Below are 25,227 nucleotides of genomic sequence, written 5' to 3' on the forward strand. Positions count from 1 at the left end.
TGGACATACACACGTACACAGGTGCGGGCGAGGAGCGGTCACAGTGCACTGCTGGCGTGGCTTGGAGGACATCCCCGAGGGCTGGGGACGCAGCGTCGTCACCATCGGCTCCTACGACGGGGTGCACCGCGGGCACCAGCTGATCATCGGCCGGGCCGTGGAGCGGGCGCGGGAGCTGGGCGTGCCCTCCGTGGTCGTCACCTTCGACCCGCACCCCAGCGAGGTCGTCCGCCCCGGCACACACCCGCCGCTGCTCGCTCCGCACCACCGGCGTGCCGAGCTCATGGCCGGACTGGGTGTGGACGCGGTGCTGATCCTGCCGTTCACCGCCGCGTTCTCGCAGCTGTCGCCCGCCGACTTCATCGTGAAGGTGCTCGTCGACAAGCTGCACGCGAAGCTGGTCATCGAAGGTCCCAACTTCCGCTTCGGCCACCGGGCGGCGGGAAACGTCACCTACCTCGCCGATCTCGGCCCGACGTACGACTACGAGGTCGAGGTCATCGACCTCCACGTGAGGGGTGAGGCCGGAGGCGGCGAGCCGTTCTCCTCCACGCTCACCCGCCGCCTGGTCGCGGAGGGCGACGTCGAGGGCGCCGCGGAGATCCTCGGCCGCCCGCACCGTGTCGAGGGCGTCGTCGTGCGCGGTGCCCAGCGCGGCCGGGAGCTCGGCTTCCCCACGGCGAACGTGGAGACCCTGCCGCACACGGCCGTCCCCGCCGACGGTGTCTACGCCGGCTGGCTGACCGTGGACGGCGAGGCGATGCCCGCCGCGATCTCCGTGGGCACGAACCCGCAGTTCGACGGCACCGAGCGGACCGTCGAGGCGTACGCGATCGACCGCGTCGGCCTCGACCTGTACGGGCTGCACGTGGCCGTGGACTTCCTCTCCTACGTGCGCGGCATGCTGAAGTTCGAGTCGGTCGACGACCTGCTGGTGGCGATGGCCGCGGACGTGAAGCGGTCCAGCGAGCTGGTCGCGGCGTACGAGCGCGCCTGACTCCTTCCTGTGGTGCGCGCGCCGGCTCCGGGGCATCGTCGGGGGCAGGAGCCGTCGATCCGGGAGGACGTGCGCACGTGCGTGAACTGCTGTCGGAGCTGAGTGACTGGCACGCCGCCGGTACGCCCTTCGCCCTGGCCACCGTCGTCGCGGTGCGGGGCAGCGCACCGCGGGCCCCCGGCGCCGTGATGGCGGTGAACGCCACGGGGACGGTGGCGGGCAGCGTCTCCGGCGGGTGCGTGGAGAGCGATGTGTACGAGGCCGCCACCGAGACCCTCGCCACGGGCGAGACGCAGTTGCGGACGTACGGCATCAGCGAGGACGAGGCATTCGGCGCCGGGCTGACCTGCGGCGGCACGATCGACGTCCTGGTGCAGCCCTACGTTGCCGCCGCCGACCGGGACATGCTGCGGGAGCTGGCCGCGACCATCGCCGCCGGGGAGCCCGTCGCCCTCGCCACGGTGGTGTCCGGAGCGGCGCCGCGGGGCGCCCGCCGACTGGTCCTGGCCGGCCGCACCAGCGGTTCCCTCGGCGACGAGGGGCTCGACGCCGCCGTCACCGACGACGCGCGCGGGCTGCTCGCGCAGGGAACCACCGGCAGCGGCCGGTACGGCCCGCACGGTGAGCGCCGCATGCAGGACGTCACCGTCTTCGTCCAGACGTACGCCCCCGCGCCCCGCATGCTCGTCTTCGGGGCCATCGACCACGCGGCGGCCACCGCGCGGATCGGCTCCTTCCTCGGCTACCGGGTCACGGTCTGCGACGCCCGACCGGCCTTCGCCACCCGGGAGCGCTTTCCCACGGCCGACGAGGTCGTCCGCGCCTGGCCGCACACCTATCTCGAGTCGACCCCGGTGGACGCGCGCACGGTCGTCTGCGTGCTGACCCACGACCCGAAGTTCGACGTGCCCCTGCTCGCCGCGGCGCTGCGGACACCCGCCGCGTACATCGGGGTGATGGGCAGCCGGCGCACCCATGCCGACCGGATCGCCCGGCTGCGGGCGGCCGGGGTGGACGAGGCGGGACTGGCCCGCCTCGCCTCGCCCGTGGGCCTCGACCTCGGGGCCCGTACCCCGGAGGAGACGGCCGTCTCCATCGCCGCCGAGATCATCCAGCACCGCTGGGGCGGAACGGGGCGCCCCCTCAAGGAGATGACGGGCACGATCCACCATGGTCCGCAGTTCGGGGACCGGCCGGACGGCGGTCCCGGGGCGGCGTCCTAGAGACAGCCCCGGACCGGCGTGCGGCGAGCGGTGCCCTGGAGACCGGCCCGGAGGCCCCGGAGCCGGTGTCCTGGAGACCGGTCCCGGCCAGAGGCCCCGGAGCGGCGTGCGGCGTCCTAGGAGACCGCCTCCACGCCCGCCGTGGCCCAGTGACAGGCGACCTGTGTCCGGCCGTCCCCCTCCAGCACCGGCAGATCCTTCGTGCGGCACGCCTCGGCGACGCCCGCACGCTCCGCCTCACCCGAGGCGAGGATGTGGCACCGGGCGTGGAAGCGGCACCCGGACGGGACCTTCGAAGGGTCCGGCGGTTCGCCCGTGAGGATCACCGGCTCGCCGTCCGCCTCGGGCAGCACGGACAGCAGCGCCTGGGTGTACGGGTGCCGGGGTGCGGTGAGGATCTGTTCGACGTCACCCGTCTCCACGATCCGGCCGAGGTACATCACGGCCACCCGGTCCGCGATGTTCCACGCGAGCCCCAGATCGTGCGTCACCACCAGCGCGGAGAGGCCCAGTTCGTCGCGCAGCCTCAGCAGCAGCGCCAGGATCTCTCCGCGTACGGACGCGTCCAGCGAGGCCACGGGCTCGTCCGCGACGATGAGTTCGGGCTCCAGTACCAGCGCGCCCGCGATCACGACGCGCTGACGCTGACCACCCGACAGCTCGTGCGGATAGCGCAGGAAGAACCGCTCCGGAGGCCGCAGCCCCGCTCGCGCCAGCGCCCCGGACACCGCCGCGTGCTCGTCGCCCGCGTACCCGTGGATGCGCAGGCCCTCCGCGACCGCGTCGTACACGGTGTGGCGGGGGTTGAGCGAGCCGCTCGGGTCCTGGAGCACCAGCTGCACCCGCTTGCGGTACGCCTTGAGAGCGCGGCCACCGTAGTCGAGCGGCTCGCCGCCGAAGGTGACCCGGCCGGCGGTCGGCTCCACCAGGCCCAGCAGTGACCGGGCCAGCGTCGTCTTGCCGCAGCCCGACTCGCCTACCAGGGCGACGATCTCACCGGGGCGGATGTCGAGGTCGACCCCGTCGACCGCACGCGCGGTCGCCGCCCCGCGACGGCCCGGGAAGGCGACCTTCAGCGCCTGGGCGCTGAGCAGGGGGGCCGGGGGAGTGGTGGTCATGACGTGCTCCTTGCTTCCTCGGCGCCGCCGAGCGGACCGGACGCCGCGGTGGCGCCCGGCTCCACCAGCACACAGGCCGCGCGCCGGGACGGGCCGGCGATCCGCAGCTCCTGGTCCTCGGTGGCGCAGGAGTCCAGTGCCGCCGGGCAGCGGGGATGGAACGTACAGCCCGGGGGCAGCGCCGACGGGTCCGGCGGGTCACCCGGCAGGCCGCGGGGCGCGTGCCGGGACGCGAGGTCGCCGATCCGCGGGAAGGCGGCCGACAGCGCGGCGGCGTACGGATGCCTCGCGTTCTCGTGGACCTGCTTGGCCGGACCCTCCTCGACGACCCGGCCGGCGTACATCACCGACAGCCGGTCGCAGGTGTCGGAGAGCACCGCCAGGTCGTGGCTGATCATGATCAGGCCGAGGTCCTGGTCACTGACGAGCTGTTCGATCAGCCGCAGGATCTGGGCCTGGATCATCACGTCGAGCGCCGTGGTGGGCTCGTCGGCGATGATCAGCCGCGGGTCGCAGGCCAGCGCCATCGCGATCATGACGCGCTGGCGCTGGCCGCCGGACAGCTCGTGCGGGTAGGCGTCCGCCCGAGCGGCCGGGAGCCCCACCTGCTCCAGCAGCTCACCGGCGCGCCTGCGCGCCGCCGCCGGGGTGGACTTGCGGTGCAGCAGGATCGGTTCGGCGATCTGGTCCCCGATGCGGTGCACGGCGTTCAGCGAGTGCATCGCCCCCTGGAAGACGATCGACGCCCCCGCCCAGCGGACGGCCCGCAGCCGCCCCCACTTCATGGCGAGGATGTCCTCCCCGTCGAGCAGGATCTCGCCGCTCAGGGTCGCGGACGCGGGGAGCAGACGCAGCAGGGCGAGCGCCAGCGTCGACTTGCCGCAGCCGGACTCCCCGGCGATGCCGAGCTTCTGGCCCGCCTCGACCCGCAGGTCGACGCCTCGGACGGCGGGGACGGCCGAGGCCCCCGAGCCGTAGGTGACATGGAGGTTCCGGACCTCGAGCAGCGGCTGCCCGGTCTCCGGCTTCGGCGTGTTCTCGGTCTTCACGGCGGTCAACGGGACACCCCCAGCTTGGGGTTGAGCACGGACTCGATGGTGCGGCCGCACAGCGTGAACGCGAGGGCGACGACCGCGATGGCGAGTCCGGGCGGAGCGAGGTACCACCAGTTGCCGGAGCTGACCGCTCCGGCCTCACGGGCGTCCTGGAGCAGTCCGCCCCAGGAGACGATCGTGGGATCGCCCAGCCCGAGGAAGGCGAGGGTCGCCTCGGTGAGGATGGCGGTGGAGATCACCAGTGTGGTCTGCGCGAGCACCAGCGGCATCACGTTCGGCAGCACATGGCGGGACATGATGTGGCCGTGCCCGCCGCCGAGCGCCTTGGAACGCTCGATGTACGGCCGGGACTCCACGGACAGTGTCTGCGCGCGCACGAGTCGCGCGGTCGTCGGCCAGGTCGTCACGCCGATGGCGAGGACCGTGGTCCACAGGGACCGGGAGAGCACGGTGGCCAGCGCGATGGCGAGCACCAGCGTCGGCATCACCAGGAACCAGTCGGTGACCCGCATGATGATGTTGCCGTACCAGCCCTTGAAGTGCCCTGCCGTGATGCCCACCAGGGTCCCGATGGCCACCGAGAGGAAGGCGGCGAGCAGACCGACGGTCAGAGACACCCGGGTGCCCCAGACCAGGAGGGCGAGCAGACTGCGGCCGAACTGATCGGTACCGAGGGGGAACTCCGCGCTCGGGGACTCCAGCGGCCCGCCGGGCGCCTCGGTGACGCTCCGGGAGTCCGCGCCCACCAGCAGCGGGGCGGCCAGCGCGATCAGGGCGATCAGCGCGAGTACGGCGAGGCCGGCCAGGCCGGCCCGGTGGCTGCGGTACTGCTGCCAGAAGCGGGTGGCCGCATGCCGCCGGCGGGCCCAGGTCAGTGCGCGCGGGCTGGTGGCCGTCGTCGCGTCGGTCGTGGTCGTCATCGGCCCACCCGGGGATCGAGGAGCGGATAGATCACATCGGCGAGCGTGTTCATCAGGATCACCGCGGCGGCGAAGACGAAGAACAGCGCCTGCACGAGTGGCAGGTCGGGCACGCTCAGCGCCTGGTAGAACAGCCCGCCCAGTCCGGGCCAGGAGAACACCGTCTCCACCAGGATGGCGCCCGCCACCGTGTTGCCCAGGTTGACGAAGAGCAGTGTCACGGTCGGCAGCATCGCGTTCGGAACGGCGTGGCGCCGGCGTACGAGGTCGTCGCGCAGGCCCTTCGCACGGGCCGTCGTGAGGTAGTCGCTGCCCATCTCGTCGAGCAGCGAGGAGCGCATCACGAGCAGGGTGCGCGCGTACTCGACGGCGACGAGGGTGATGACCGGCAGGACCAGGTGGTGGGCGACGTCGAGGACGTAGCCGAAGCCGCTGGAGTTGCCGGACTCCATCCCGCCGGTCGGGAACATGCCCGGGATGGGCCCGATGCCCACCGACAGCGTGATGATCAGGAGCAGGCCGAGCCAGAAGGACGGCACCGAGTAGAGGGTCAGGGCGAAGGCGGTGTGGAAGCGGTCGCCGGCCGAGCCGTTGCGCCAGGCGGACCTGGCGCCGAGCCAGATGCCGATCGCGGTGTAGATCACGAACGCGGTGCCGGTGAGCAGCAGTGTCGCGGGCAGCGCCTCGGAGATCTTGTCCATCACGGGCGCGCGGAACTGGTACGACGTACCGAAGTCCCCGGTCAGGGCCTTGCCGCAGTATTCGACGAACTGCTGCCACAGGGGCAGGTCCAGGCCGAATTCCTTGCGCATCGCCGCGATCTGCTCGGTCGACACCTGCCGGCCGCCGGTCATCTGCTTGACCGGGTCGCCGGGGATCAGGCGGAACAGGAAGAAGCTGGTGACGAGCACGGCGAACAGCGAGACGGCCGCACCGGCCAGCTTGCCCGCCGCGTAACGGAGGTAGGCGGTCGTGCTGCGGGCGCGTGGGCTGCGGGCCGACGGCCCGGCCGGAGCCGGGCCGTCGGTCTGCACAGCGTCCACGCCCGCCGCGCCCTTCAGGAGCGCGGGAGTGCTTTCTGTGCTCATGGACTATTCACGGTCTTCCGCGGTGGAACGACGACGCATGGCGAACAGCAGCCCGCCACCGGCGAGGACGACTACGGCGACACCGACACCGACGAGGACTCCGGTGGAGCTGGAGCTGTCGCCGGACGAGCCGCCCGACGCCCCGGCGGCCGGGACCGCCGACCACCAGCTCCAGTAACCGTCCTGACCGTAGATGTTGCCCGCGTCCGACGGCATCGTCGTGATGGACTTGATCTGGTCGGTGCGGTAGGCCTCGACGGCATTCGGGTACGCCATGACATTCATGTATCCCGTGTCGTACAGCCGCGACTCCATCTGCTTCACGAGGTCGGCCCGTTTGGCGGGGTCGTATTCCGCCAGCTGCTTGGCGTAGAGCTCGTCGTACTGCTTGTCGCAGATGAAGTTGTCGGTCGCCGCCGACTCCTTCGGCTTGGACGGCAGCGCCGCGCAGGTGTGGATCGACATCACGAAGTCGGGGTCCGGGTTGACGGACCAGCCGTCGAAGGCGAGGTCGTACTCACCGGCGTACCAGGGGTCGGAGACGTTGTCGAGGCAGTCGACCTTCAGGCCGACACCGAGGTCGCCCCACCACTCCTGGAGGTACTTGCCGATCGCCTTGTCGTTGGGGTCCGTGGCGTGGCACAGGATGCGGAAGTCGAGCGGCTTGCCGTCCTTGCCGGTCCGCTTGCCGGCACCGTTCTTCTTGTAGCCCGCCTCGTCGAGGAGGGCGCCCGCCTTCGCGGGGTCGTAGGCGAGCTTCTGCTCGGCCGACGGCTTCCAGAAGTACGAGCCGTAGCGGGGCGGGATGTATCCCTCGCCCTCTATGGCGTGGCCCTGGAAGACCTTGTCGATGATGGTCGTGCGGTCCACCGCCATGAACAGCGCCTGACGGACCTTCTGGTCCAGCAGCGCCGGATGCCCGTCGCCGAACTTCTCGCCGTCCTTGGTCCGCGCGCCGGGGTTGGTGGCGAGTGCGTAGAAGCGGCGGCCGGGGGCGTCGTTCACCTTGATGTTCTCGGCGCTCTTCAGCGAGGCCGACTGGGCGGGGGTCAGGCTCGGGCTTCCGGCGACGAAGGAGACTTCACCCTTTCGGAGGGCGGCGACGGCGGCGTCCTGGTCCTTGTAGTACCGGAACACGATCTCGTCGAACTTGGGCGCACCGCGCCAGAAGTCCTTGTTGGCCTTCAGCTTCACATAGCTGTCGACCTTGTAGTCCGTCAGGATGAAGGGCCCGTTGCCGACGATCGGGAACTTCGTGTCGTTGTTGAACTTGGAGAAGTCGCCGACCTTGTCCCAGACGTGCTCGGGCACGATCGGCACGTCCAGTGCCGTCATCGTGGCCTGAGGCTGCTTCAGCTCTATGACCAGCTTGTCCGGGCTGGGAGCGGTCACCTTCTTGAAGTTGGAGGTGAAGCTGCCGTTGGAGGTGGCGGCACCCTCGTCGGTCATCATCTTGTTGAAGGTCCAGGCCGCGTCCTCGGCGGTGGCCTTCTCCCCGTCCGACCACTTCGAGTCGGACCGGATGGTGTACGTCCACGTCAGCTTGTCCGCCGAGGCCTCCCACTTGGTGGCGAGGCCGGGGATCGTGTGGTTGTCCTTGGCGTCGTAGTTGGTGAGGTAGTCATACATCAGCCGGTGGATGCTCGTGGAAACCAGCCGCTGCGCGAGGAAAGGGCTCAGGGAGTCGACGCTCTGCGCGACCGCGACCGTGAGGGTCGACTTGCCGTCAGCTGCCTGTGCCTCCTGCGGGGCAGGGCCGAACGGGTTTCCGGGGACGACCGATCCGGCGGCCAGCGCCAGGGCGGCGGCTCCGGAAGCGAGAAGGATACGCAGACGGCCGCGTGGACGGGCCGGGCGTGGAGGGAATCTTGTGACCATGGACGTGGACCTCGCGTCATGACTCGCATGGTGAAGGCGGGCAGATCTCTGGTTCGCCAGCTGGTGAAGCGAAGGTTTATCAGCGCCGGTCGAGTCGCGTCAACGGTCGGCCAAACCGCGTGTGGTCTGCGGGAATGCAATGAGGGCCCGCACCGGGTGAACGGTGCGGGCCCTCATTGGTTTAGACCTCTACTGCCTTACTGCTGAGGCGCCGACGGCGGCTGCGGAGGGTGCTGCTGCCAGCCGGCCGGCGGAACGGGACCTTGCAGTTCGGGCTGCCCGGACTGATGTGCCTGGCCATCGTGCTGCGCGGGCGGCGGAGGCGGCCCGGCCGGATTCCCGCCGGGCTGCGCCGGGGCGGGCGGCACCTGCTGCCAGCCGTTGTTCTGCGCCCCCGGGCCGGCGTACGGCGGGTACGGCTGCTGCGGTGCGGCGGCCTGCTGGGCCGGGGGCTGCTGCCCCCCGTACGGCTGCTGCCCGGCGTAGGGCTGCTGGGGCGGATACGGCTGCTGCGGCTGTCCGGGATACGGCTGTCCGGGGTACGGCTGGCCCGGCTGGGGCTGCCCGGGGTACGGCTGGCTCGGCTGGGGCTGTCCGGGGTACGGCCGGCCGTGCTGGGGCTGCGGCGCGTACTGCTGCTGACCGGGCGCCTGCTGACCCGGCGTCTGCTGTCCTGGCATCGGGGGAGCGAACTGCGGTGGCGGGTTGCTGCCGTCCGCGGTCCACAGCCCCTGCTGCTGCTGGGCCCGCTGGAAATCCTCCGCGACGAGCGCGGAGAGGTTGAAGTAGGCCTCCCGGGTCTTCGGGCGCATCATGTCGAGGTCGACCTCGGCGCCCGCCGACAGGTGCTCGTCGAACGGCACGACCACCACGCCGCGGCAGCGCGTCTCGAAGTGCTGCACGATGTCGTCGACCTTGATCATCTTCCCGGTCTCGCGGACCCCGGAGATGACGGTCAGGGACCGCTGCACCAGATCCGCGTAACCGTGCGCCGACAGCCAGTCCAGCGTGGTCGACGCGCTGGAGGCGCCGTCGACGGACGGCGTCGAGATGATGATCAGCTGGTCGGCGAGGTCCAGCACACCGCGCATCGCGCTGTAGAGCAGGCCGGTGCCCGAGTCGGTGAGGATGATCGGGTACTGCTTGCCCAGGACGTCGATGGCCCGCCGGTAGTCCTCGTCGTTGAAGGTCGTGGAGACCGCCGGGTCCACGTCGTTGGCGAGGATCTCCAGGCCGGAGGGCGCCTGCGAGGTGAAGCGGCGGATGTCCATGTACGAGTTGAGGTACGGGATCGCCCCCACCAGGTCGCGGATGGTGGCGCCGGTCTCGCGGCGCACCCGTCGGCCGAGCGTGCCCGCGTCCGGGTTGGCGTCGATGGCGAGGATCTTGTCCTGCCGCTCGGTGGCCAGGGTCGATCCGAGCGCGGTGGTCGTCGTGGTCTTGCCGACGCCGCCCTTGAGGCTGATGACCGCGATCCGGTAGCAGGACAGCACCGGCGTACGGATCAGGTCCAGCTTGCGCCGGCGCTCGATCTCCTCCTTCTTCCCTCCCAGCTTGAAGCGGGAGGCCGCGGACGGCGTACGGCTGCTCTTGGCCTTCTGCTTCCCCCGGACCAGCCGGTCCGACGACAGCTCCACCGCGGCCGTGTAGCCGAGCGGGGCGCCGGGGACGGAACGCTCACGCTGGTCATGGGTGACCGGCGTCGGCCAGGCGGACCCGGTGCGCGGGTCGACGGGCGGTGCCTGGGGTGCGGGCGGCTGCGGCTGGTAGGCCTCGGGCTGCTGCTGCTGCTGCTGGGCGGGCAGGTGCGGGGTGCCCTGGGCCGGCTGCTGCGGGATCTGCGGGGGGAGCGGCGCTCCCTGCGCGGGCGGCTGCGGCTGCTGGTGGGCCTGCGGGGCCGGGAACCCGTAACCCCCCTGAGGCTGCGCGGCCGGGGGCAGCTGGGGTGCGGCCTGGGCGGGGAACTGCTGCTGGGGCGCCTGCGGGAAGCCGTAACCACCCTGCGGAGTGAGCGCGTTGGGCTGCTGCGCTGCCGGGGGCTGCACCGGCTGCTGCGGGGCCTGCTGTGCGGGCGGCGGCGGTGTGGCCCCCTGCGGGAAGCCGTATCCGCCCTGTCCGGCCTGCGGGAAGCCGTATCCGCCCTGCGCATCGGCCGCCGGGACGGCTCCGGGCTGCTGCGCGGGCCACTGCGGCGCGGACTGAGGCGCGCTCGGCTGCTGCGCGGCCGGCTGGAAGGCGGGCGGCAGCGGCGGCAGTGCGCTCTGCGCCGGCGGCGGGGACCACGGCGCCGGAGCGTTCGACGGCGCATCGGCCGGGTGCGTGTCCTCGGCCGGTGCGGCTGCGGAAGTCGTCTCCCGGGGGGCCGCGCCGTGCACGGAGTCCTCTGTTCCGTCGGCCCGCGAGTCGGCACGGGCGTCGACGTGGCCGTCGCCTGTCTCCGGGGTGTCGTCGGAGGGCCCCTCGTCGGTGGCCCCCGCATCGGCCTCCGGGGCGTCGGCCCCTTCGCCGTCCACGGGATCCTGCCCGTCCACCGGAGCGTCAGGGCGCTCGCCGACGCCCTCGGACAGGCCGGCCGGGGACGGGGGCTCGTCGGAGGCACCGGAGCCCGGTGCCGCCGCCTCTGCCCTGGCCGCCTCGCGCTCGGCGATCTCCTGCTTCAGCGCGGCGGGGGAGAACCGCATGGTGGCGCCGCTCTCCACGTCACCGCCGCCGAACGGGCCGCCCACCGCGTCCGGCTCGGCGGAGCCCGTCGGGGCCGCGGCGGGAGCCGGCGCCGGAGGCGCGGGCTCGTAGGAGGGCGAGGGAGGCTCGGACGGGGCGGCCGGGGCGGATTCGGACGGAGCCGCCGGTGCCTGCGGCCGGTGGGGCTCGAATCCGCCGGGGGCCGGCGGCGCCGGTACGGACATCGGCGCCCCCTGCGGCGGAGGCGGTGCCAGATGGGACCCCGCGCCTCCCGACGAGTCGCCCGGCGCGTTCTGCGTGTACCAGGCGGGAGGGGTGTAGTCGATGGTGAACTCACCCGTCATCTCGGCGGGATCCGCGTCGGACGACTCGTCGACGGGCGTGTTCCATCCCCCGCTGATCTCGTCCCGATCGCCGTTCACTTTGCCTCCTGGTGTGGTCGAGCACCCTTGTGCCGTGGTGGGTGGGGGCGACCGTTCCCGTTGTCCGGTCCGCCCGGCTCTCCCCCTTGCGACGCGCAGTGCCTGCCCGCAGGTTCCTCTGCCGCGCCCCCACCCACCCTAATCGCCACGGGGCGCACTACGGCAGGGCGTATCGCTCAGCGGCGACTGTCCCGTAGGTCACGTAGGGCCCTCGGGTGGAGCGACCGCGCCGGAACGTGAGAAAACGGACTGTTTGTCACGCACCGGGCCGCGCCCGGACGCAGCGAGGGGGCGGCCGTCCAGGACGGGCCGCCCCCACTCCTCGCGGTCTCTACGTGAGGTCGAACTCGCCGTCGCGCGCTCCCAGCACGAACGCACGCCACTCCGCCTCCGTGTAGCGCAGTACGGTCCCCGGGTCCAGCGACGAGCGCATGGCGACGGCACCTCCGGGGAGGTGGGCGATCTCGACCCGTTCCTCGACGTTCTCGGTACCGGGCGCGCTCAGCCACACCACATCCGAGATGTCGAGAGCGTAGAGCTCGTCCTTTTCCTGCTGGGTGCCCATGCGCACGTCCCTTCGGTCGAACTGTGTCGTTCCCCGGACATGATCCTCGGAAGAGGGCGGGTCCGGGTGCGAACCGGGGAGGAATCAGTCCATCCTGCGAGCTGTGCCCAGCAGTCCGGTCTCGACGTCCGTCGCCCCGGTCATCACCCAGTGGCGGTCGCGGCCGGCCACCCAGAGCGTGACACCGTCCGCCAGGGTCGGCAGAGCCTCGCTCTCCGTCCGTGCGAGCCCCAGGATCCGGCCGATCTGCTCCGCCTCGGCCGGAGACACCCGCTGGATGCCCACGAGCGTGGCCGACCGCATCAACCGGGGTGCCACCGGGCTCAGATAGGGCAGCAACGTCAGCACCGACTGCCACGGCGAGGACACCACCCGGCCGCGCGGAGGACGCATGCCGCAGTCCCGCACCACCACCACAGGACTGCCGACGGTCGCCCCGGTCGGCGGAACCCTGCCCACGTCATGCAGCGAGATGCACTCCAGACCGGCACCCGCTGCCTGTGCCAGCGTCGTCCACGCCTGGGCGCGCCCCGTCTCGACCGCCACCCGGGCCCCGGTAGCGGCCGCACGAAGCGCCAGCACCTGCGCGGTCCACAGCCCGCCGATCAGCAGGACGTCGTACGGCGCCGGCCGGTGGAAGCCGATCATCTGAGGGCGGCCCTCGGCGTCGTCACCGATGATCACGCCGTCGTCCCCCACGGGCAGCGACAGCGCGCCCAGGTGATCCGCAGCCAGGGTGTGGCCCGCGTGACGAGGGCCGAGAAGCCCTCGCCGCGGGGCGATTCGCCGTGTCACCGTGCGCCTCCCAGCGGGAGCGTGGCCAGGACGCCCGGCAGCTGTTCGCGGTCCAGCCGGACGAGGCCGACCTCCGCGTGCCGTGCGGCTTGCTCCAACGTCCGGCGGACCCCGACCAGTTCGGTGTCGGAACCGCCGGTGATCCGTACGTGGCCCCGCACCGACACATGGCCCTGGTGCGTACCGCGCCGCACCGTCAGGCTGAACGTCGTCGCGTACGCCGGCACCGAGGTCAGCAGCGCGACGAGCCGCGGGAGCGGAGTCGCCCCCCGGCCCAGCTCGGGCCAGCGGTCCACCGCGTAGGTGGTGTGCCAGCGGTCGTCGCAGCGCCAGACCCGGGCCGTCTCGGCCGTCCGACGCTGCGGCGCGGCATCAGGGCGTCCGGCGCGCGCCGACAGGATGGGATTGGCGCACGCGGACGTCGCCACAGCGGAGTTCAGCTCGTCCTGGTCCAGTACCGCGGCCTTGAACCCCGCACCGGTGATCCGGCTCGCCACATGGTCCGCGACCCGGACCAGGCAGCGCTGAGCCCCTCCGATGCCACCGCCGCGCGCCTCCACGGCCTCCCGGCACAGCTCCGGATCCAGCTTCACCGCCACCCACGTCATCCGCAGCGCGGGCGCGCCGGTCCGGTCCTGGAGAGGGGCGTACGAGAGGCGGGCCACCGAACGCTCCGGCAGGTGCGGAGCCGGAGCGGGCCGCACCTGCTGCACGAGCTGCGCGGACTCCAGCACGATGTCGTCCACCGCGAGCGCGTCGCCCAGGAGGGAGAGCGGAAGGGACCGGGCGCCCATGGCCTGGCGGAGCGACTCACCGCTCGCCTCGACCCGTACGACCGCGGTCAGGAACGTGCCGTCCCCGACCATGCCCACCGTGCGGCGGGCGCCGTCCACATAGATGTAGGGAGCGAATCCCGGCACGCTCTCCGCCACCGGAGCCAGCTGCGGCTCCGTCTCCGCGGGCGGAGCATCGGCCGTGCGCCTGCGGCGGCGGAGGGACGACACCGTCGACAGCCAGTCCTGTACGGCCCGGCCCCGTCGGCGTACCACCGCGAGAAGCACCAGCAGACAGGCGATCGCACCGGCGGGGATCATCCAGGCACCACCGAGCGCGGCACCCACCGCGGCGACCGCGAGCGCCGCCTCGACCAGCACCATCTGGCGAAGGGCGGGCCCGACGCGGCCGGTCCTGGAGATCGAACGGAGGGTGGTCGCCGCGGGGGCGTCAGCCGACGGGCGGGGGGCTGTGGAGTCCGGCCCGTTGCTGCGTTGCCGTCGGGAAGGGCCGGGCGTTCGGTGGGCAGACCGCCTCGTGCGCTCCCCCGTCGCTGCACCCATCGCCGCGTTGCCCCCTCGTGTCCGGATTCACCGTTTTTTTATACGGGCGTTGATCGGGCGATCACCCTACCTGAGGGGTGAGAGCCAAGTGCCAACAGGCATAGTAGGGGGGCCCGGTCGGCGGCAGCGGCCCACCGCGGGTGTGGGAACCTGGTCGCCCACTGGGGAGAAGGGGCAGCGCGCACATGGCATCACGGCGGGACGAACTCAATGCCTACACCTTCGCGAAGCGGAGGTTGGTCGCACAGTTCCTGCAGCCCCACCCGTCCGGCTCGGAAGAAGGGGCGCCGCGCCCTCTTCGCGCGGTGGTGCCCGGAGTGATCGTCGGTGCGGTCGTCCTGGCGGTGTTCGGCGCCTGGGGGATGTTCAAGCCCGTGGCGCCCAAGAACTGGGACACCCCGTACGAGAACGTCATCATCGCGAGCAAATCCACCACGCGATACGTGGTGTTGACGACCGACGGCAAGACGCAGCTCCACCCGGTGCTGAACATGTCCAGCGCCAAGCTCCTCCTCGCCCCCGACAAGGGGACGGTCGTCAACGTCGACGAATCGGTCCTCGACAGCGGCAAGATCCCGCGCGGAGCGACGATCGGCATCCCGTACGCCCCGGACCGCCTGCCGGACAGGACCGACGCCGCCTCCGCGAAGCGCTGGGCCGTCTGCGAACGCCCCGGCGAGGGCGGCAGGGCCATCCAGAAGGCGGCGTTCGTCTTCGCGGAGCGCGAGCGGGGCAAGACCGACAGCACGAGCAGACTGCGGGGCGGCGAGGTGATGTACGTCGAGGGCCCGGGCCCCGAGCGGACCCGCTACCTCGTGGACGCGACGGGCAAGGCGTACGCCGTGAAGAACGACGAACTGCTGTTGCGCACCCTGGTCGACGGGGGCCGCGCACAGCGGGTGACCGACGACTGGCTCGCCACGCTGCACATGGGGGACGCCGTCTCCTTCCCCTCCATCGACGCGACTCCCGGTACCGACGCGGGAGTTCCGGGCCTGCTCACGTCCGACGAGAACAAGGTGGGCACTGTTCTCGCCGCGACCGCCGGCACCAGGACCCAGCAGTACGTGGTCCTGCCGGGCAGGGTCGCCCCGGTGTCCGACTTCGTCGCCAAACTCCTGCTCAACAGCCGTGCCCTGGTCAGCATGAACCCGGACGGCAAGGCGAAGCACGTCAATGCGGGATCCTTCGAGCCCGGTGAGGCGTTCGGGCAGGAGTGGGACTGGCCGGAGAGCGAGCCGTCGCCCGTCAACTCCGCGAGCACGACGAGCGGAAGCCGCGACACCGTGTGCAACGTCCTGCGCGGCGTCTCGGACAAGGACGGCGCCAGCACGCTCAGCACCTGGGCGGGCACGAGCTTCCCCGCCACACTCCCCACCGGCTCCAGCAGCGCCTACGTCACCCCGGGATCCGGCCAGCTCTTCCGGCAGTTCAAGGGATCCAGTCCGGCATCCGGTCCCCTCTTCCTGGTGACCGACACCGGTCTGCGCTATGCCATGCAGTCCAACGGCGACGCGGGCCAGGACGACTCCGGCATCGGTGAGTCCGGCACCGAGGAGGAGAGGGAGGAGAGGCGGAAGGAGGCACAGCAGGCGCAGAGCCAGCTCGGGTACAAGGACGTCGAACCCGCGCCCGTTCCCGCCGCCTGGTCCGCCTTCCTGCCGACAGGACCGCGCCTCTCCACCGGCGCCGCGCGCCAGCCGCAGGGTTCGTGAGGAGCGAGCGGATGACCACGCACTCCACCCTTCGCCGGCGTCTGCTCACCGCGACGGCCGCCACCGCTGTCCTCCTCGTCACGCTGCCCGCGCTGCCCGCGGCGGCCGAGGACCCCACCCAGTGCACCTTCCCCTCGGAGAAGTACGCGGGCCGCCCCTGGGCGCTGCAGCGCGTGCTGATGGACGAGCTGTGGGAGCAGTCCACGGGGAAGGGCGTGCGGGTAGCGGTCATCGACACCGGTGTCGACGTCAAGAACCCGCAGCTCACGAAAGCCGTGGACACCGGGAGCGGCCGCAACCTCCTTGACAGGGACCTCAAGGACGAGAACGGCAACAAGCTCGAGCGCGGCAAGGAGAACGGCACCACCGACAGGGTGGGCCACGGCACCAAGGTCGCCGGCATCATCGCCGCGCGCGAGGCGAAGGGCACCGGGTTCACCGGCCTCGCGCCGGACGCGACGATCATCCCGATCCAGCAGAACGACGCCGAGGGCCACGGCACGGCGGAGTCACTCGCCGCCGCCATCCGGTACGCGGCCGACGACGCGGACGCGGACGTCATCAACATCTCCCAGGACACGGCCGACGCGGTCGAGCCCACACCGCTCCTGGAAGAGGCGGTGAACGCCGCCCTGGCCAAGGAGATCGTGGTCGTCGCCTCGGCCGGCAACGACGGCCTGGGCGGAAACGTGAAGAAGACCTACCCGGCCTCCTACGACGGTGTCCTCGCCGTGGCCGCGTCGGACCGCAACAACGAACGGGCGGCCTTCTCCCAGTCAGGGGACTTCGTCGGGATCGCGGCCCCGGGTGTGGACATGGTCTCCACGGTTCCCGGCGGGGGCCACTGCTCCGACAACGGCACCAGTTTCTCGGCCCCTTACGTCGCGGGAGTCGCGGCGCTGATCAAGGCCAAGCACAAGGACTGGACGCAGAAGCAAATCGTCGCCCAGATCGAGCAGACGGCGGAACGCTCGGTCGCGGGACACGACCAGCTGGTCGGCTGGGGAGTCGTCGACCCGGTGCGCGCCCTGACCGAGGACGACAAGCCCATCGAGGAGCCGGTGGCCCACGAAGGCGTGAGCAAGGGCGAGGCCCCCGTCCCGGCCGCGTTCCACCTCGGGGAGACCGCCGAGGAGCGCGACGCCCGGCTCGCCACCTATGTAGTGGTGGGCGGAGCGGTCCTGGTGGCCTCCATCGCAGGCGCTGCCGTAGCCGTACGCGACCGACGGCGGAGACAGGGACGACCGGGCCGCGTGTGACGGGCCCGGGCGGTGGCGTCGGCGCCTTGGAAGTCACGTGATGGACAAGACAGTTGGTGCTGTCAGAGCCATTGGCTAGAGTGACGTGATGGAGCCAGTGATGTTCGCGCGGATGCGATAGCAACGCGAAACGGACTGTGCAAACGGGGAAACGGGGAAGGGCAGCGGCGTGACCGAAGGCAAAGGGGATCTCCGCAAGGGCGTCGGCGCCCTGGAGAAGTTCCAGAAGAGCGTGAACGCGTTGCTGGCTGACCTCGAGAGCTCACCGGCCGGCAGGTCGAAGGTCGCCGCGCAGGCGGTGTCCCGCTCCGCGCTGAGTGGCGGCAACGCGTCGTTCGCGGAGGCGGACGGTCTCTACACCCAGTACAACAGGGTCCATGAGTCGCTCGTCTCGCTCTCGAAGTCCCTGGGCGACCAGATCGAGTACCTGAGCCTCGGCGTCCACGCGGCGGCCGTCGGCTTCGACAACGTGGACGACGACACACGGCGGCGGTTCTACGAGATCCAGGCGGACCTGGACGAGCAGCGGGAGAGGACAGAGGCGGAGCGGACGCCCAAGCCCGAGCGGAACGCCGACAACCAGAGTGACGCGGGGTGGGCAGACGAATGAGTGACCCGAAGAAGCCAGAACAGGGTTCCGAGGCTCCATCGGAGCTGACTCCTGCGGAACAGCAGCAGCAGGACACCGAACGCGTCCAGGGACAGCTGGTCGTCACGGACGTCACTCGACAGATGCAGGCCGCGATGGAGGCATTCGGCTTCGGTGGCTCCGGCCTCTCGGGGCGGACCTCCTTCGAAGGCCACCAGCTGAACGCGATGATCGACCTGATCGAGAACTCCAACCCGGAGCACCTCGAGGAGGCCGGGCAGGCGCTGCTGAAGGCAAGGAGCTCGCTCAACGACGCGGCGAAGGAGCTCGGCGACTTCATCGGGCAGGTCGACTGGGAAGGGGACTCCGGCACGGCCTTCCGCGACTGGGGCAACGGCCTTGTCTCCCATGCCTACAAGCTCGGCGAGTACGCGCAGACGGCCGGCACCCAGATCACGGTCGCGGGCACGGGCCTCGCCTCGGTGCGCAGCTCACTGCCGCCCCGCGACACCCGCCTGATCCGCAAGTCCCCCGACGACATCGAGAGCCCGGCGCGCATCGAGGGCAACCCTGAGTACGCCGCAGCGGTGAAGGTCGAGAAGGACCGGCAGGAGGCCATCAACCAGGCGAACCGGCTGGCGTCGTACTACGCGGTCTCGGAGGAGACGCTGGCGGCGCAGGAACCGCCGCGGTTCGACAAGAAGCTTGATGTGGCGATGCCTCGGCCGACAACTCAGCGTTGGGAACCGGACGAGCCAGGCTCCGCAGGGTCGGGAGACTCCGCGATGTCCGAGAGCGTGGGCTCCGGGGGCGTGGCCAGGCATACGGCTGCAGGTGGCCCGGACTCCACGGCGAACGGCCAAGGTTACGAGGCGCCCGGTGGGGTTGCTTCTGTCCCGGACAGGAGCACATCCACAGAGATCAACAGTGTCGCCACGGCACCACCCCCGGCGGCCTCTCCCGCCACGCCTTCTCCAGGTCCGACGACAGGCCCTGCGGTATCGGGGGGAGGCCCGACTCCTCCCATGGCGACAGGCTTCGTGAACCCCACGACGAGCAGGCCAGGAGGGGCGCAGGGGACGATGGGCGGGCCGAGAGCTGCTGGCCAAGCCGGCAACGTCGGCGCCCGGACAGGGGGCGGCCCTGCGGCGAACGCCCGCTCCGGATCCCCTGTGGGACGGCCCTCACCCATGAGTGGAGGCTCGGCTTCCGGGACCGCCGGGCGTGGTGGTGGGGCGCAGGCCCCTGCTGCCGGTCGGTCTGGCGTCACGGGTGGAAGGCCCACGGCAGCAGGTCACGGAGGTGCGTCCGGAGCCACCGGCCCGCGTGCTGGTCGAGGTAACGGCATCGTAGGAGGAACTCCCCAGCGTGCTGCTCATAGTTCGGGTAACGCAGGGGGATCCCGTGGTGCCCCGCGCGGCACCGTCATCGGAGCAGGGGGAACCACGAGGACGGGCGGCCCGGCCGGGGGCGTCAGCCAGCGGGGTGTTGTCGGGGCCGGTGGCACCAGCAGTGCTCCTCGCGCCGGCGGGCGGGGTACTCCCAGCACGAACGGAGTCGTGGGCACGCCCCGTGGAGGGGCTGCGCGACCCGGCGCAGGACCGAAGGGCTTCACCGCCGGAGGCGCGGGTCTCGTACGTGGTCCTGCAGGCCGGACGGACTCGGGAGACGAGGACCAGGACGACGGCACGCCGCGCCCGGACTACCTGACGGAAGACCGCGAGACGTGGGAGGCCGGCCGGCGTGCCGGTACCCCGCCGGTGATCGAGTAGGTACAGGGAAGGTTCGGAAATCAGGATGACAGCAGGAATGAGCCAGACCCGTATGCGTCGTCTCCCTCCCGGATTGCGAGGGCGCCTGCTCGGCACGATGGCCGTGGCCGCCGCCATGAGTGTGGGGTTCGCCGGGGTTGCTCCCTCTGCGGTCGCCGCGGATACGCAGTCGAAGCAGTGGTACCTCGACCTCATGCATGCCGAGCAGATGTGGAAGACAACCACGGGTGAAGGCATCAAAATCGCTGTCATCGACACCGGCGTCAACGCCACGACTCCGTCCTTGGAGGGGCAGGTCCTCAAGGGGCTTGACGCGACAGGGGCGGAGGGGGACGAGTACGACGACTATGACGGTCACGGCACCACCATGGCGGAGTTGATCGCTGGTACCGGTCAGGGCGGGGGCTTGAAGGGTCTCGCCCCAGGGGCGAAGATCGTGCCGATGCGAATCGCCAACACCGAATTCCAGAATGATCACTCCGTAAACGCCTACGATTCCGCAGATGCGATTCGCGCAGCTGCTGATAGTGATGTGCAGATCATCAGCATGGCGTTCGGCAGTGAATTCAAGATGGATCGAGAAATTGAAGCGGTAAAATACGCTGAGAGCAAAGGGAAGTTGTTCTTCGCGGCCGTTGGAAATGATGCGAAGAAGGGCAACAAGCCCATCTATCCGGCGGCATACCCGGAAGTCGTAGGCGTCGCGGCTACTGATCGGCAGGGCAAGGCATCCGAAAATTCTCAGCACGGCGATTTCGTGGACATCGCCGCACCCGGAGATGATCTGCCGCGCTGGTGCGATGAGAACTTTGAACGTTACTGCTTCGGAAACGGCGGAACCAGCTCGGCAACGGCCATCACCTCGGCCGCCGCCGCCCTGATCTGGTCCGCCCACCCGGAGTGGACAGCGAACCAAGTCCTCAATGTGCTATTTGACACTGCCGGCCGTGACTGGGAGAAGAGCACGCTCAGCAATTACCTCGGCTACGGGCTGATTCGCCCTTCGATGAACATCCTGAAGGGGAAGGGCGACCCCGGCGCCCCGGACATCAGCCCCCTCACCAAGGAGAAGACGTCCGGTTCGGCGGGCTCAGCAGCCCCCTCCGCATCAGCTTCGTCACAGCCTGCGAAGAAGGAAAAGGCTGACGACGCAGCCATGGCAGGCTCCGGCACGGAGAAGAACGAGGACAGCCAACTGGGCCTGATCATCGGCGGAGTGGCAGTGGTCCTGGTGCTCGGCGGCGCTGCTTTCGCGCTCGCCCGCAAGCGCCGGACCGCCTGACTGACCGTAGTTCCTCAAGCCCCCACCCGGCACCATCGCCGGAACGAACAACCGCACCAGGAAGGAAGCCAGCACCATGGCAGATCAGAAGCTTTCAGATGAGATGCTCCTCAAGCTCGAGGACGAGCTCAGTAGGCGCTTCGACTCGGTGAAGGGCCAGCTGAAGACGCTGCAGGCGACGATCGACAGCCTGGAAGGCGCCTGGAAGGGTGTCGGCGCCAACGCCTTCAACGTCAAGCAGGACGACATCAACCGGAGGATGGGCAACATCGCCGTCCGGTTGGTCAACTTCCAGGAAGCCATCAAGGCGGCCCGCACCATCTCGGGCAACACCGAGGACGAGATCAAGCAGGCCCTTCAGGGTGTGGACGTCGTCAGTGGTCACTCGACGGGCCAGGAAGCCAGGACGTCGGCGATCAACTCACTCTGATCCTTGTGGTCTCGTACGACGTACGAGATCTGTCTCACCGTCACCGAACTAGATCGAACTGGAGGACCACATGCCCAGCAACGACGGCACGATGGTTGTCACTTACTCAAGCCTGGAGCAGGCGGCCGGCGACATCGACCGGCAAAGCAGGCGGCTTCAGGAAGACCTCGCGTCGATCAAGCGGATGATCGCCAGCGTGTCCGAGCTCTGGGTGGGCGAGGCCAAGTCGGCGTACGACGTCGCGCAGGTCGGCTGGGACCGCGACGCCACGGGGATCCACACCGCACTTTCGGAGATCTCCCGCAAGGTGCGCGACGCCGGTGTGGCCTACCAGGCCGGCGACAAGCGGGCGCGCGCCAACTTCGAGTAGAACTCGACAGCAGCCGGTCAGGTCAGGGTGGGCACGCACGGGAGGTGCCCACCCTGACTTTTGTCATGGGGCTCGCAGCTCCGGGAGGGGCTTGAGTGGCGACAGGCGGCTCGGAGCCGCACGCGGGTGATCGCCAGGCCGGGCTCCTCGCCTGGGATGACGGGCACTTCATGGGTCCGCGCCTGTCCTGGCTCGAGCTCGTGGCCGCTACGGACAACATGCTGCCGGGGGCCGTGGATGTCGTCGCGCATCTCCCAGCGGATCCGCAGGCGGCGGAGCCGGTACAGGTGAGTGAACGCTCGCTCCACGAAGCAGCTTTGGCTTCCGAGACCGGCCGTGGTTGGAGCCGTTCCGGGCGATGACCGGCTTCACGCCGAGCCCCAGGACAAGCCGACGGTACTTGTCGTGGTCGTAGCCGCGGTCCCCGAGTGCAACCTCCAGTCGGCGACGCTGCCGGCCGCGTTTGCCGGGCATGGGCCGTACGGCCTGCAGAAGTGGGATGAGCTGGGTGACGTCATCGCGGTTCCCGTCGGTCAGCGTGGCCGCACGAGCGCAGGGGCGTTGTCAGTGGGCGAGGGCAGACTGGCTCGTATGGTCATCTCTTCATCCCCTGCGGTCGATGCCTCCGGCCCCTCCTCTGTCTGGGTGGAGTCGATGGGCGGCCCTCTGATCGTCGTCCCCGTCTCCGCCCTGGCCTCCTGGGGCGGAAGTATGGGGAGCGGTCTTACGGCGGGAGGCTCCACCGCCCCGGACGACTACGACCGGGCCTGCGCGGTGGATGACCTGGCCGGTGTGATCCCTGTTGACGGGAACGGTGCTCAAGCACTGGTGCTGGCCGATGAGCCGGCGACCAGTCGCTATCTGCCCCAGCACCGAGTGTTTCTGCGGTGGCTCGCTGCCGACTCCGAGGCCGGACTGAGTGCCGCGGCAGACACTGCCCTCTCGGATCCGGCCACGGTATGGGATGAGTGCGGCACCTGGGTCTCGGACGGCCCGGCGGTACTCATGGACTCCGCGTGGGCGGGTTCGGACTTGGGCATCGAGTACCCCTACGGCGGGATGCCCACCGCGGCGCCGGTCTCACTGTCCAGCGGCCGCTGGAGGGTCCGCGCCACACAGACCAAGGTGGACGAGGAGAACTGGGTCGGCCTGGTCCAGCTCCTGCCCGTCGAATCCTGAACGCCGGGTGCGGTCAGTGGCGGCCCGCAAGGTTGTGGCTGTTCAGCACGGCTCGGACGCTGTGATCACAGGTGACACGGTCGAGATCACCGCAGGGCGAGGTCACTTGCGGGACAGCCCTCAGAGCGGGATCACCCGGACTCTCACCGCCAGCTCGGTGCCGACCTGACGTGCGATCGTATCCACCAACTCCCCGACCACGGGCTTGCCCGATGTGCCGTGAACCGAGATCTGAAGGCCGGGCATTTCCCAGGCGAACTCGATCTCCATGCAGTCGACGGCAATCCGGTAGTCGCCGTCGCCCTCCACCGGCACCGCCCCCCAGCCCGCCGGCTGAAGCACATTCGGGTACCTGCCCGAGCGAACCGGCCCGAGGAAATCGTCGTCATCGGTCGCAAGCAGGTACTCGAGCACCCCGACAGTATGCCGACCGGACCGCGCGAACCCTGCTTGATACGGCATTACTTCTCCAGCAGGGTCCACCACCACGCGATGCTGGCAATGGGAAGGGGCTGGTCCGCTTCCCTTTCGTCGAAGGGAGAGGCGGCGCTGCCTGCGGGAAGGTCGGCAGGGTTCTCGGGATTCACGTAGCGATTGGTGGTGAGGGACCAGTCGTAGTCGGCCCGGATCCAGGAGTCGCAGTCCGTGATCCATCGACGAAGTGCGGAGCCGGCGTCCCGCAGGATCTGGTCGCGGAGCCGGAGATAGAGAGCCATCGCGCGTGTGTGCATCAGGGCGGTCTCGTTCACCGCTTCGCCGAGTGAGCAGCCTCGCTCGTACGCGATCAGGTCGACGATGTTGCCGTATCCGTCCTGACTGCGCTGGCGCTCCTTGTGATACGAGACCAGGTCGTTGGACCAGCCGATGATCGAGGCGAAGACCTCGACGAACGCGCGCACATCGCGGCGCTCGTAGTCGGCGGCAGGGAGGTCGTATCCGTGGATGATCTCGCTGAGCGTCGAGAAGATCTTGACGCCGGAGGAGTCGAGCCGGACCGCCAGGTGGTCGGAGAGGGTCGGAATCCGCCCGTGGGCGCTGTTGGCGGCCATCCAGATCTGCCCCTGGAGGTAGGCGCGGAAGCTGGAGGCCCAGCGGGCCGTCTGAACCGGGGTGGTCAGCTGGTCGAGCCGCAGGCGTAACTCGCTCAGTGCGGCGCTGTAGCTGTCGTCGGAGGGGGCGGCCCAGGGGACCTCGACGATGCGTTGGAGCTTGGTGATGGTGAGCAGGGTGGCGTCCGGGGAGGCCGCGGAGGGCCCCTCGTCACAGAACTCGTCGTCGAACGCGAAGAGCCACATCAGGAAATCCGAGGTCCACTGCAGGGCCGGGAGGCGACCGGTGGGGGCGCCGCGGCTGGTGATCTCACCCACGGCGATGCGCGTCAGCCGTTCGCGCTGGGCTCGGTCGGAGTAGAGGCCGAATCGATCGAGCCAGGCGGCTGAGCCCTCGTCGATCTCACGCCAGCTCGGGTGGATCCCCGAGGGGAGCGGAACCCACAGCTGAGGGATCTTCGGCGCTGGAGCTGGGGAGGTCATGTACTGCCCTTTCACATGTACTTCTCAATGCCGCGGAGACCGGAAGTCAGCAACGTGTACCGGGAGCGGGTACAGCCTTTTTAAGCCCGGCTGCCCCCGCGGGCCAGTATCCTTTTCGCCACGGGATTGTGCCTGTCACCGCGCCTCCGGGGGCGGTGGGGAGGCATGAAAGGGCTGATCGCGTCTCGCTCGGGATTGATCGGCCGTGCTGCCGGGGTGGCCCGAAAGTGACCCTTGTCAGTTCAGGATTCATAGATCTTGGCCTGGATGTTGCCATTCCCCGCTCAGGCCGGACGGCGAGCCGCAACTCCTGCCGGCTCTCCGGCGGCACGGAAGCCTCACCGTGAAGACCGGTGCTCAGCACTCACCCCTGCGGCTCGTCACCGCGAAGTCGTAGTTCGGAACGGTCACGGATCCCGCGCCTCCCGCGATGCCCGGGGGCTCGTAGTCGCCGCCCTTCGACCGAATGCGTTCGACGTGCACACAGAAGGATGCGTCCGCACCCGCGGCCATGACCGTGTAGTCGGCGTCGGAGGGCTTGTTCGCCGGTGCGGAGCCGGCGTCCACACCGTCCTGCGGGGCGCCCCCGCCCCCGTTCTCGACGACCTCCTCCTCGATCATCGTGGCGAACTCCGCGTCGAAGCGGCTGTCGTCACCGAAGAGGTCGCCGAAACGCGAAGTGCCGTTCAGCTCCGCGGTGGCCTGGCTGACCGCGCCGGCCAGTTCGTCGTCGCTCCACTCCGCATCGGCGACGACGGCCATGAACCGGAAGGCTGAGAAGACGCCGATGCCCGCCATCCCGCAGAGGACGACACGAGCGGCGACGAAGGCGGAATCGGGGAGTCCGGGCGCCGAGGGATTGAACGACTCGCGCCATCCGCGGACCCGGTCCGCCTTGACGCAGCTCATGGCCACGAGTCCGGCGGCCAATACGAAGAGAAGTGCGGCCATGTTCTTCGGCGCCCCGTTCATACGGCTGAGGTGCATCCAGGGATGCCGTGGTCCAGCCGTGGTGGATT

The 25,227-nt window shown here is 70.2% G+C and carries 23 protein-coding genes; 10 read left to right on the top strand and 13 right to left on the bottom strand.

What is annotated here, in order from left to right; genetic code table 11:
- The first annotated feature begins 43 nt into the window (after window positions 1-43).
- Window positions 44-997 carry a bifunctional riboflavin kinase/FAD synthetase gene (locus ACIRJR_RS26820; protein WP_403785073.1) on the top strand — a complete coding sequence of 318 codons (954 nt, stop codon included), beginning with the start codon at window positions 44-46 and terminating at the stop codon, window positions 995-997.
- 77 nt (window positions 998-1,074) lie between these two features.
- Window positions 1,075-2,220 (top strand): XdhC family protein, encoded by a 1,146-nt coding sequence (locus ACIRJR_RS26825; protein WP_403785075.1) that lies wholly within the window; start codon window positions 1,075-1,077, stop codon window positions 2,218-2,220.
- Between the two features lie 116 nt (window positions 2,221-2,336).
- Here ACIRJR_RS26825 and ACIRJR_RS26830 read toward each other — a convergent pair whose 3' ends face one another.
- The 9 genes from ACIRJR_RS26830 to eccE all read right to left on the bottom strand — a co-directional run bounded on the left by ACIRJR_RS26830 (window position 2,337) and on the right by eccE (window position 14,080).
- Window positions 2,337-3,338, bottom strand: coding sequence for an oligopeptide/dipeptide ABC transporter ATP-binding protein (locus ACIRJR_RS26830; RefSeq protein WP_403785077.1), 1,002 nt, complete (start codon window positions 3,336-3,338; stop codon window positions 2,337-2,339).
- On the bottom strand, window positions 3,335-4,396 hold the full coding sequence (locus tag ACIRJR_RS26835; protein WP_403785079.1) for an ABC transporter ATP-binding protein: 1,062 nt from the start codon (window positions 4,394-4,396) through the stop codon (window positions 3,335-3,337). The genes ACIRJR_RS26830 and ACIRJR_RS26835 overlap by 4 nt, the downstream gene beginning before the upstream one ends.
- On the bottom strand, window positions 4,393-5,313 hold the full coding sequence (locus ACIRJR_RS26840; protein ID WP_403785081.1) for an ABC transporter permease: 921 nt from the start codon (window positions 5,311-5,313) through the stop codon (window positions 4,393-4,395). The genes ACIRJR_RS26835 and ACIRJR_RS26840 overlap by 4 nt, the downstream gene beginning before the upstream one ends.
- Window positions 5,310-6,401, bottom strand: a complete 1,092-nt coding sequence (locus ACIRJR_RS26845; protein WP_365886359.1) for an ABC transporter permease — start codon at window positions 6,399-6,401, stop codon at window positions 5,310-5,312. The genes ACIRJR_RS26840 and ACIRJR_RS26845 overlap by 4 nt, the downstream gene beginning before the upstream one ends.
- Window positions 6,402-6,404: 3 nt before the next feature.
- Complete coding sequence (locus ACIRJR_RS26850) at window positions 6,405-8,279, bottom strand: ABC transporter substrate-binding protein (RefSeq protein WP_403785083.1); 1,875 nt, start codon at window positions 8,277-8,279, stop codon at window positions 6,405-6,407.
- 197 nt (window positions 8,280-8,476) lie between these two features.
- A complete protein-coding gene (locus ACIRJR_RS26855; protein WP_403785085.1) occupies window positions 8,477-11,383 on the bottom strand; it encodes an SCO5717 family growth-regulating ATPase in 2,907 nt (968 codons plus the stop codon).
- 331 nt (window positions 11,384-11,714) lie between these two features.
- On the bottom strand, window positions 11,715-11,948 hold the full coding sequence (locus ACIRJR_RS26860) for a DUF397 domain-containing protein (RefSeq protein ID WP_403785087.1): 234 nt from the start codon (window positions 11,946-11,948) through the stop codon (window positions 11,715-11,717).
- A gap of 84 nt (window positions 11,949-12,032) precedes the next feature.
- Window positions 12,033-12,743 carry a hypothetical protein gene (locus tag ACIRJR_RS26865; protein WP_403785089.1) on the bottom strand — a complete coding sequence of 237 codons (711 nt, stop codon included), beginning with the start codon at window positions 12,741-12,743 and terminating at the stop codon, window positions 12,033-12,035.
- Window positions 12,740-14,080 carry a type VII secretion protein EccE gene (gene eccE, locus ACIRJR_RS26870; protein WP_403785091.1) on the bottom strand — a complete coding sequence of 447 codons (1,341 nt, stop codon included), beginning with the start codon at window positions 14,078-14,080 and terminating at the stop codon, window positions 12,740-12,742. The genes ACIRJR_RS26865 and eccE overlap by 4 nt, the downstream gene beginning before the upstream one ends.
- Window positions 14,081-14,265: 185 nt before the next feature.
- On the opposite strand from eccE, the gene eccB reads away from it, so the two are divergent.
- The 7 genes from eccB to ACIRJR_RS26905 all read left to right on the top strand — a co-directional run bounded on the left by eccB (window position 14,266) and on the right by ACIRJR_RS26905 (window position 21,497).
- Window positions 14,266-15,795: a type VII secretion protein EccB gene (eccB, locus tag ACIRJR_RS26875; RefSeq protein ID WP_403785093.1), complete on the top strand. Its 1,530-nt coding sequence runs from the start codon at window positions 14,266-14,268 to the stop codon at window positions 15,793-15,795.
- A gap of 11 nt (window positions 15,796-15,806) precedes the next feature.
- On the top strand, window positions 15,807-17,054 hold the full coding sequence (gene mycP / locus ACIRJR_RS26880) for a type VII secretion-associated serine protease mycosin (RefSeq protein WP_403785095.1): 1,248 nt from the start codon (window positions 15,807-15,809) through the stop codon (window positions 17,052-17,054).
- A 169-nt stretch (window positions 17,055-17,223) separates the two neighbouring features.
- Window positions 17,224-17,664, top strand: a complete 441-nt coding sequence (locus ACIRJR_RS26885; protein ID WP_403785097.1) for a hypothetical protein — start codon at window positions 17,224-17,226, stop codon at window positions 17,662-17,664.
- Window positions 17,661-19,415 (top strand): hypothetical protein, encoded by a 1,755-nt coding sequence (locus ACIRJR_RS26890; protein WP_403785099.1) that lies wholly within the window; start codon window positions 17,661-17,663, stop codon window positions 19,413-19,415. Before ACIRJR_RS26885 ends, ACIRJR_RS26890 begins: the two co-directional genes overlap by 4 nt.
- 25 nt (window positions 19,416-19,440) lie before the next feature.
- Entirely contained in the window at window positions 19,441-20,697 is a 1,257-nt protein-coding gene (locus ACIRJR_RS26895) for a S8 family serine peptidase (protein ID WP_403785101.1), read from the top strand.
- Window positions 20,698-20,773: 76 nt separating this feature from the next.
- The gene (locus ACIRJR_RS26900) at window positions 20,774-21,127 is read left to right on the top strand and encodes a WXG100 family type VII secretion target (protein ID WP_403785103.1); all 354 of its coding nucleotides are present in this window, start codon (window positions 20,774-20,776) and stop codon (window positions 21,125-21,127) included.
- A 70-nt stretch (window positions 21,128-21,197) separates the two neighbouring features.
- Complete coding sequence (locus tag ACIRJR_RS26905; RefSeq protein ID WP_403785105.1) at window positions 21,198-21,497, top strand: WXG100 family type VII secretion target; 300 nt, start codon at window positions 21,198-21,200, stop codon at window positions 21,495-21,497.
- A gap of 207 nt (window positions 21,498-21,704) precedes the next feature.
- Here ACIRJR_RS26905 and ACIRJR_RS26910 read toward each other — a convergent pair whose 3' ends face one another.
- Window positions 21,705-22,034, bottom strand: a complete 330-nt coding sequence (locus ACIRJR_RS26910; RefSeq protein WP_403785167.1) for a transposase — start codon at window positions 22,032-22,034, stop codon at window positions 21,705-21,707.
- 54 nt (window positions 22,035-22,088) lie between these two features.
- On the opposite strand from ACIRJR_RS26910, the gene ACIRJR_RS26915 reads away from it, so the two are divergent.
- Complete coding sequence (locus tag ACIRJR_RS26915; protein ID WP_403785107.1) at window positions 22,089-22,676, top strand: Imm21 family immunity protein; 588 nt, start codon at window positions 22,089-22,091, stop codon at window positions 22,674-22,676.
- Between the two features lie 120 nt (window positions 22,677-22,796).
- Here the strand turns inward: ACIRJR_RS26915 and ACIRJR_RS26920 are convergent, their stop codons facing one another.
- From ACIRJR_RS26920 to ACIRJR_RS26930, 3 genes are all read right to left on the bottom strand, one after another.
- Complete coding sequence (locus ACIRJR_RS26920; RefSeq protein ID WP_403785109.1) at window positions 22,797-23,090, bottom strand: hypothetical protein; 294 nt, start codon at window positions 23,088-23,090, stop codon at window positions 22,797-22,799.
- A 47-nt stretch (window positions 23,091-23,137) separates the two neighbouring features.
- Complete coding sequence (locus ACIRJR_RS26925) at window positions 23,138-24,208, bottom strand: (+)-(1(10)E,4E,6S,7R)-germacradien-6-ol synthase (protein WP_403785111.1); 1,071 nt, start codon at window positions 24,206-24,208, stop codon at window positions 23,138-23,140.
- A gap of 357 nt (window positions 24,209-24,565) precedes the next feature.
- A complete protein-coding gene (locus ACIRJR_RS26930) occupies window positions 24,566-25,159 on the bottom strand; it encodes a hypothetical protein (protein WP_403785113.1) in 594 nt (197 codons plus the stop codon).
- Between the last annotated feature and the right edge of the window lie 68 nt (window positions 25,160-25,227).

This window comes from Streptomyces sp. NPDC102402 (genome assembly GCF_044765765.1).
Lineage (GTDB): Bacteria > Actinomycetota > Actinomycetes > Streptomycetales > Streptomycetaceae > Streptomyces.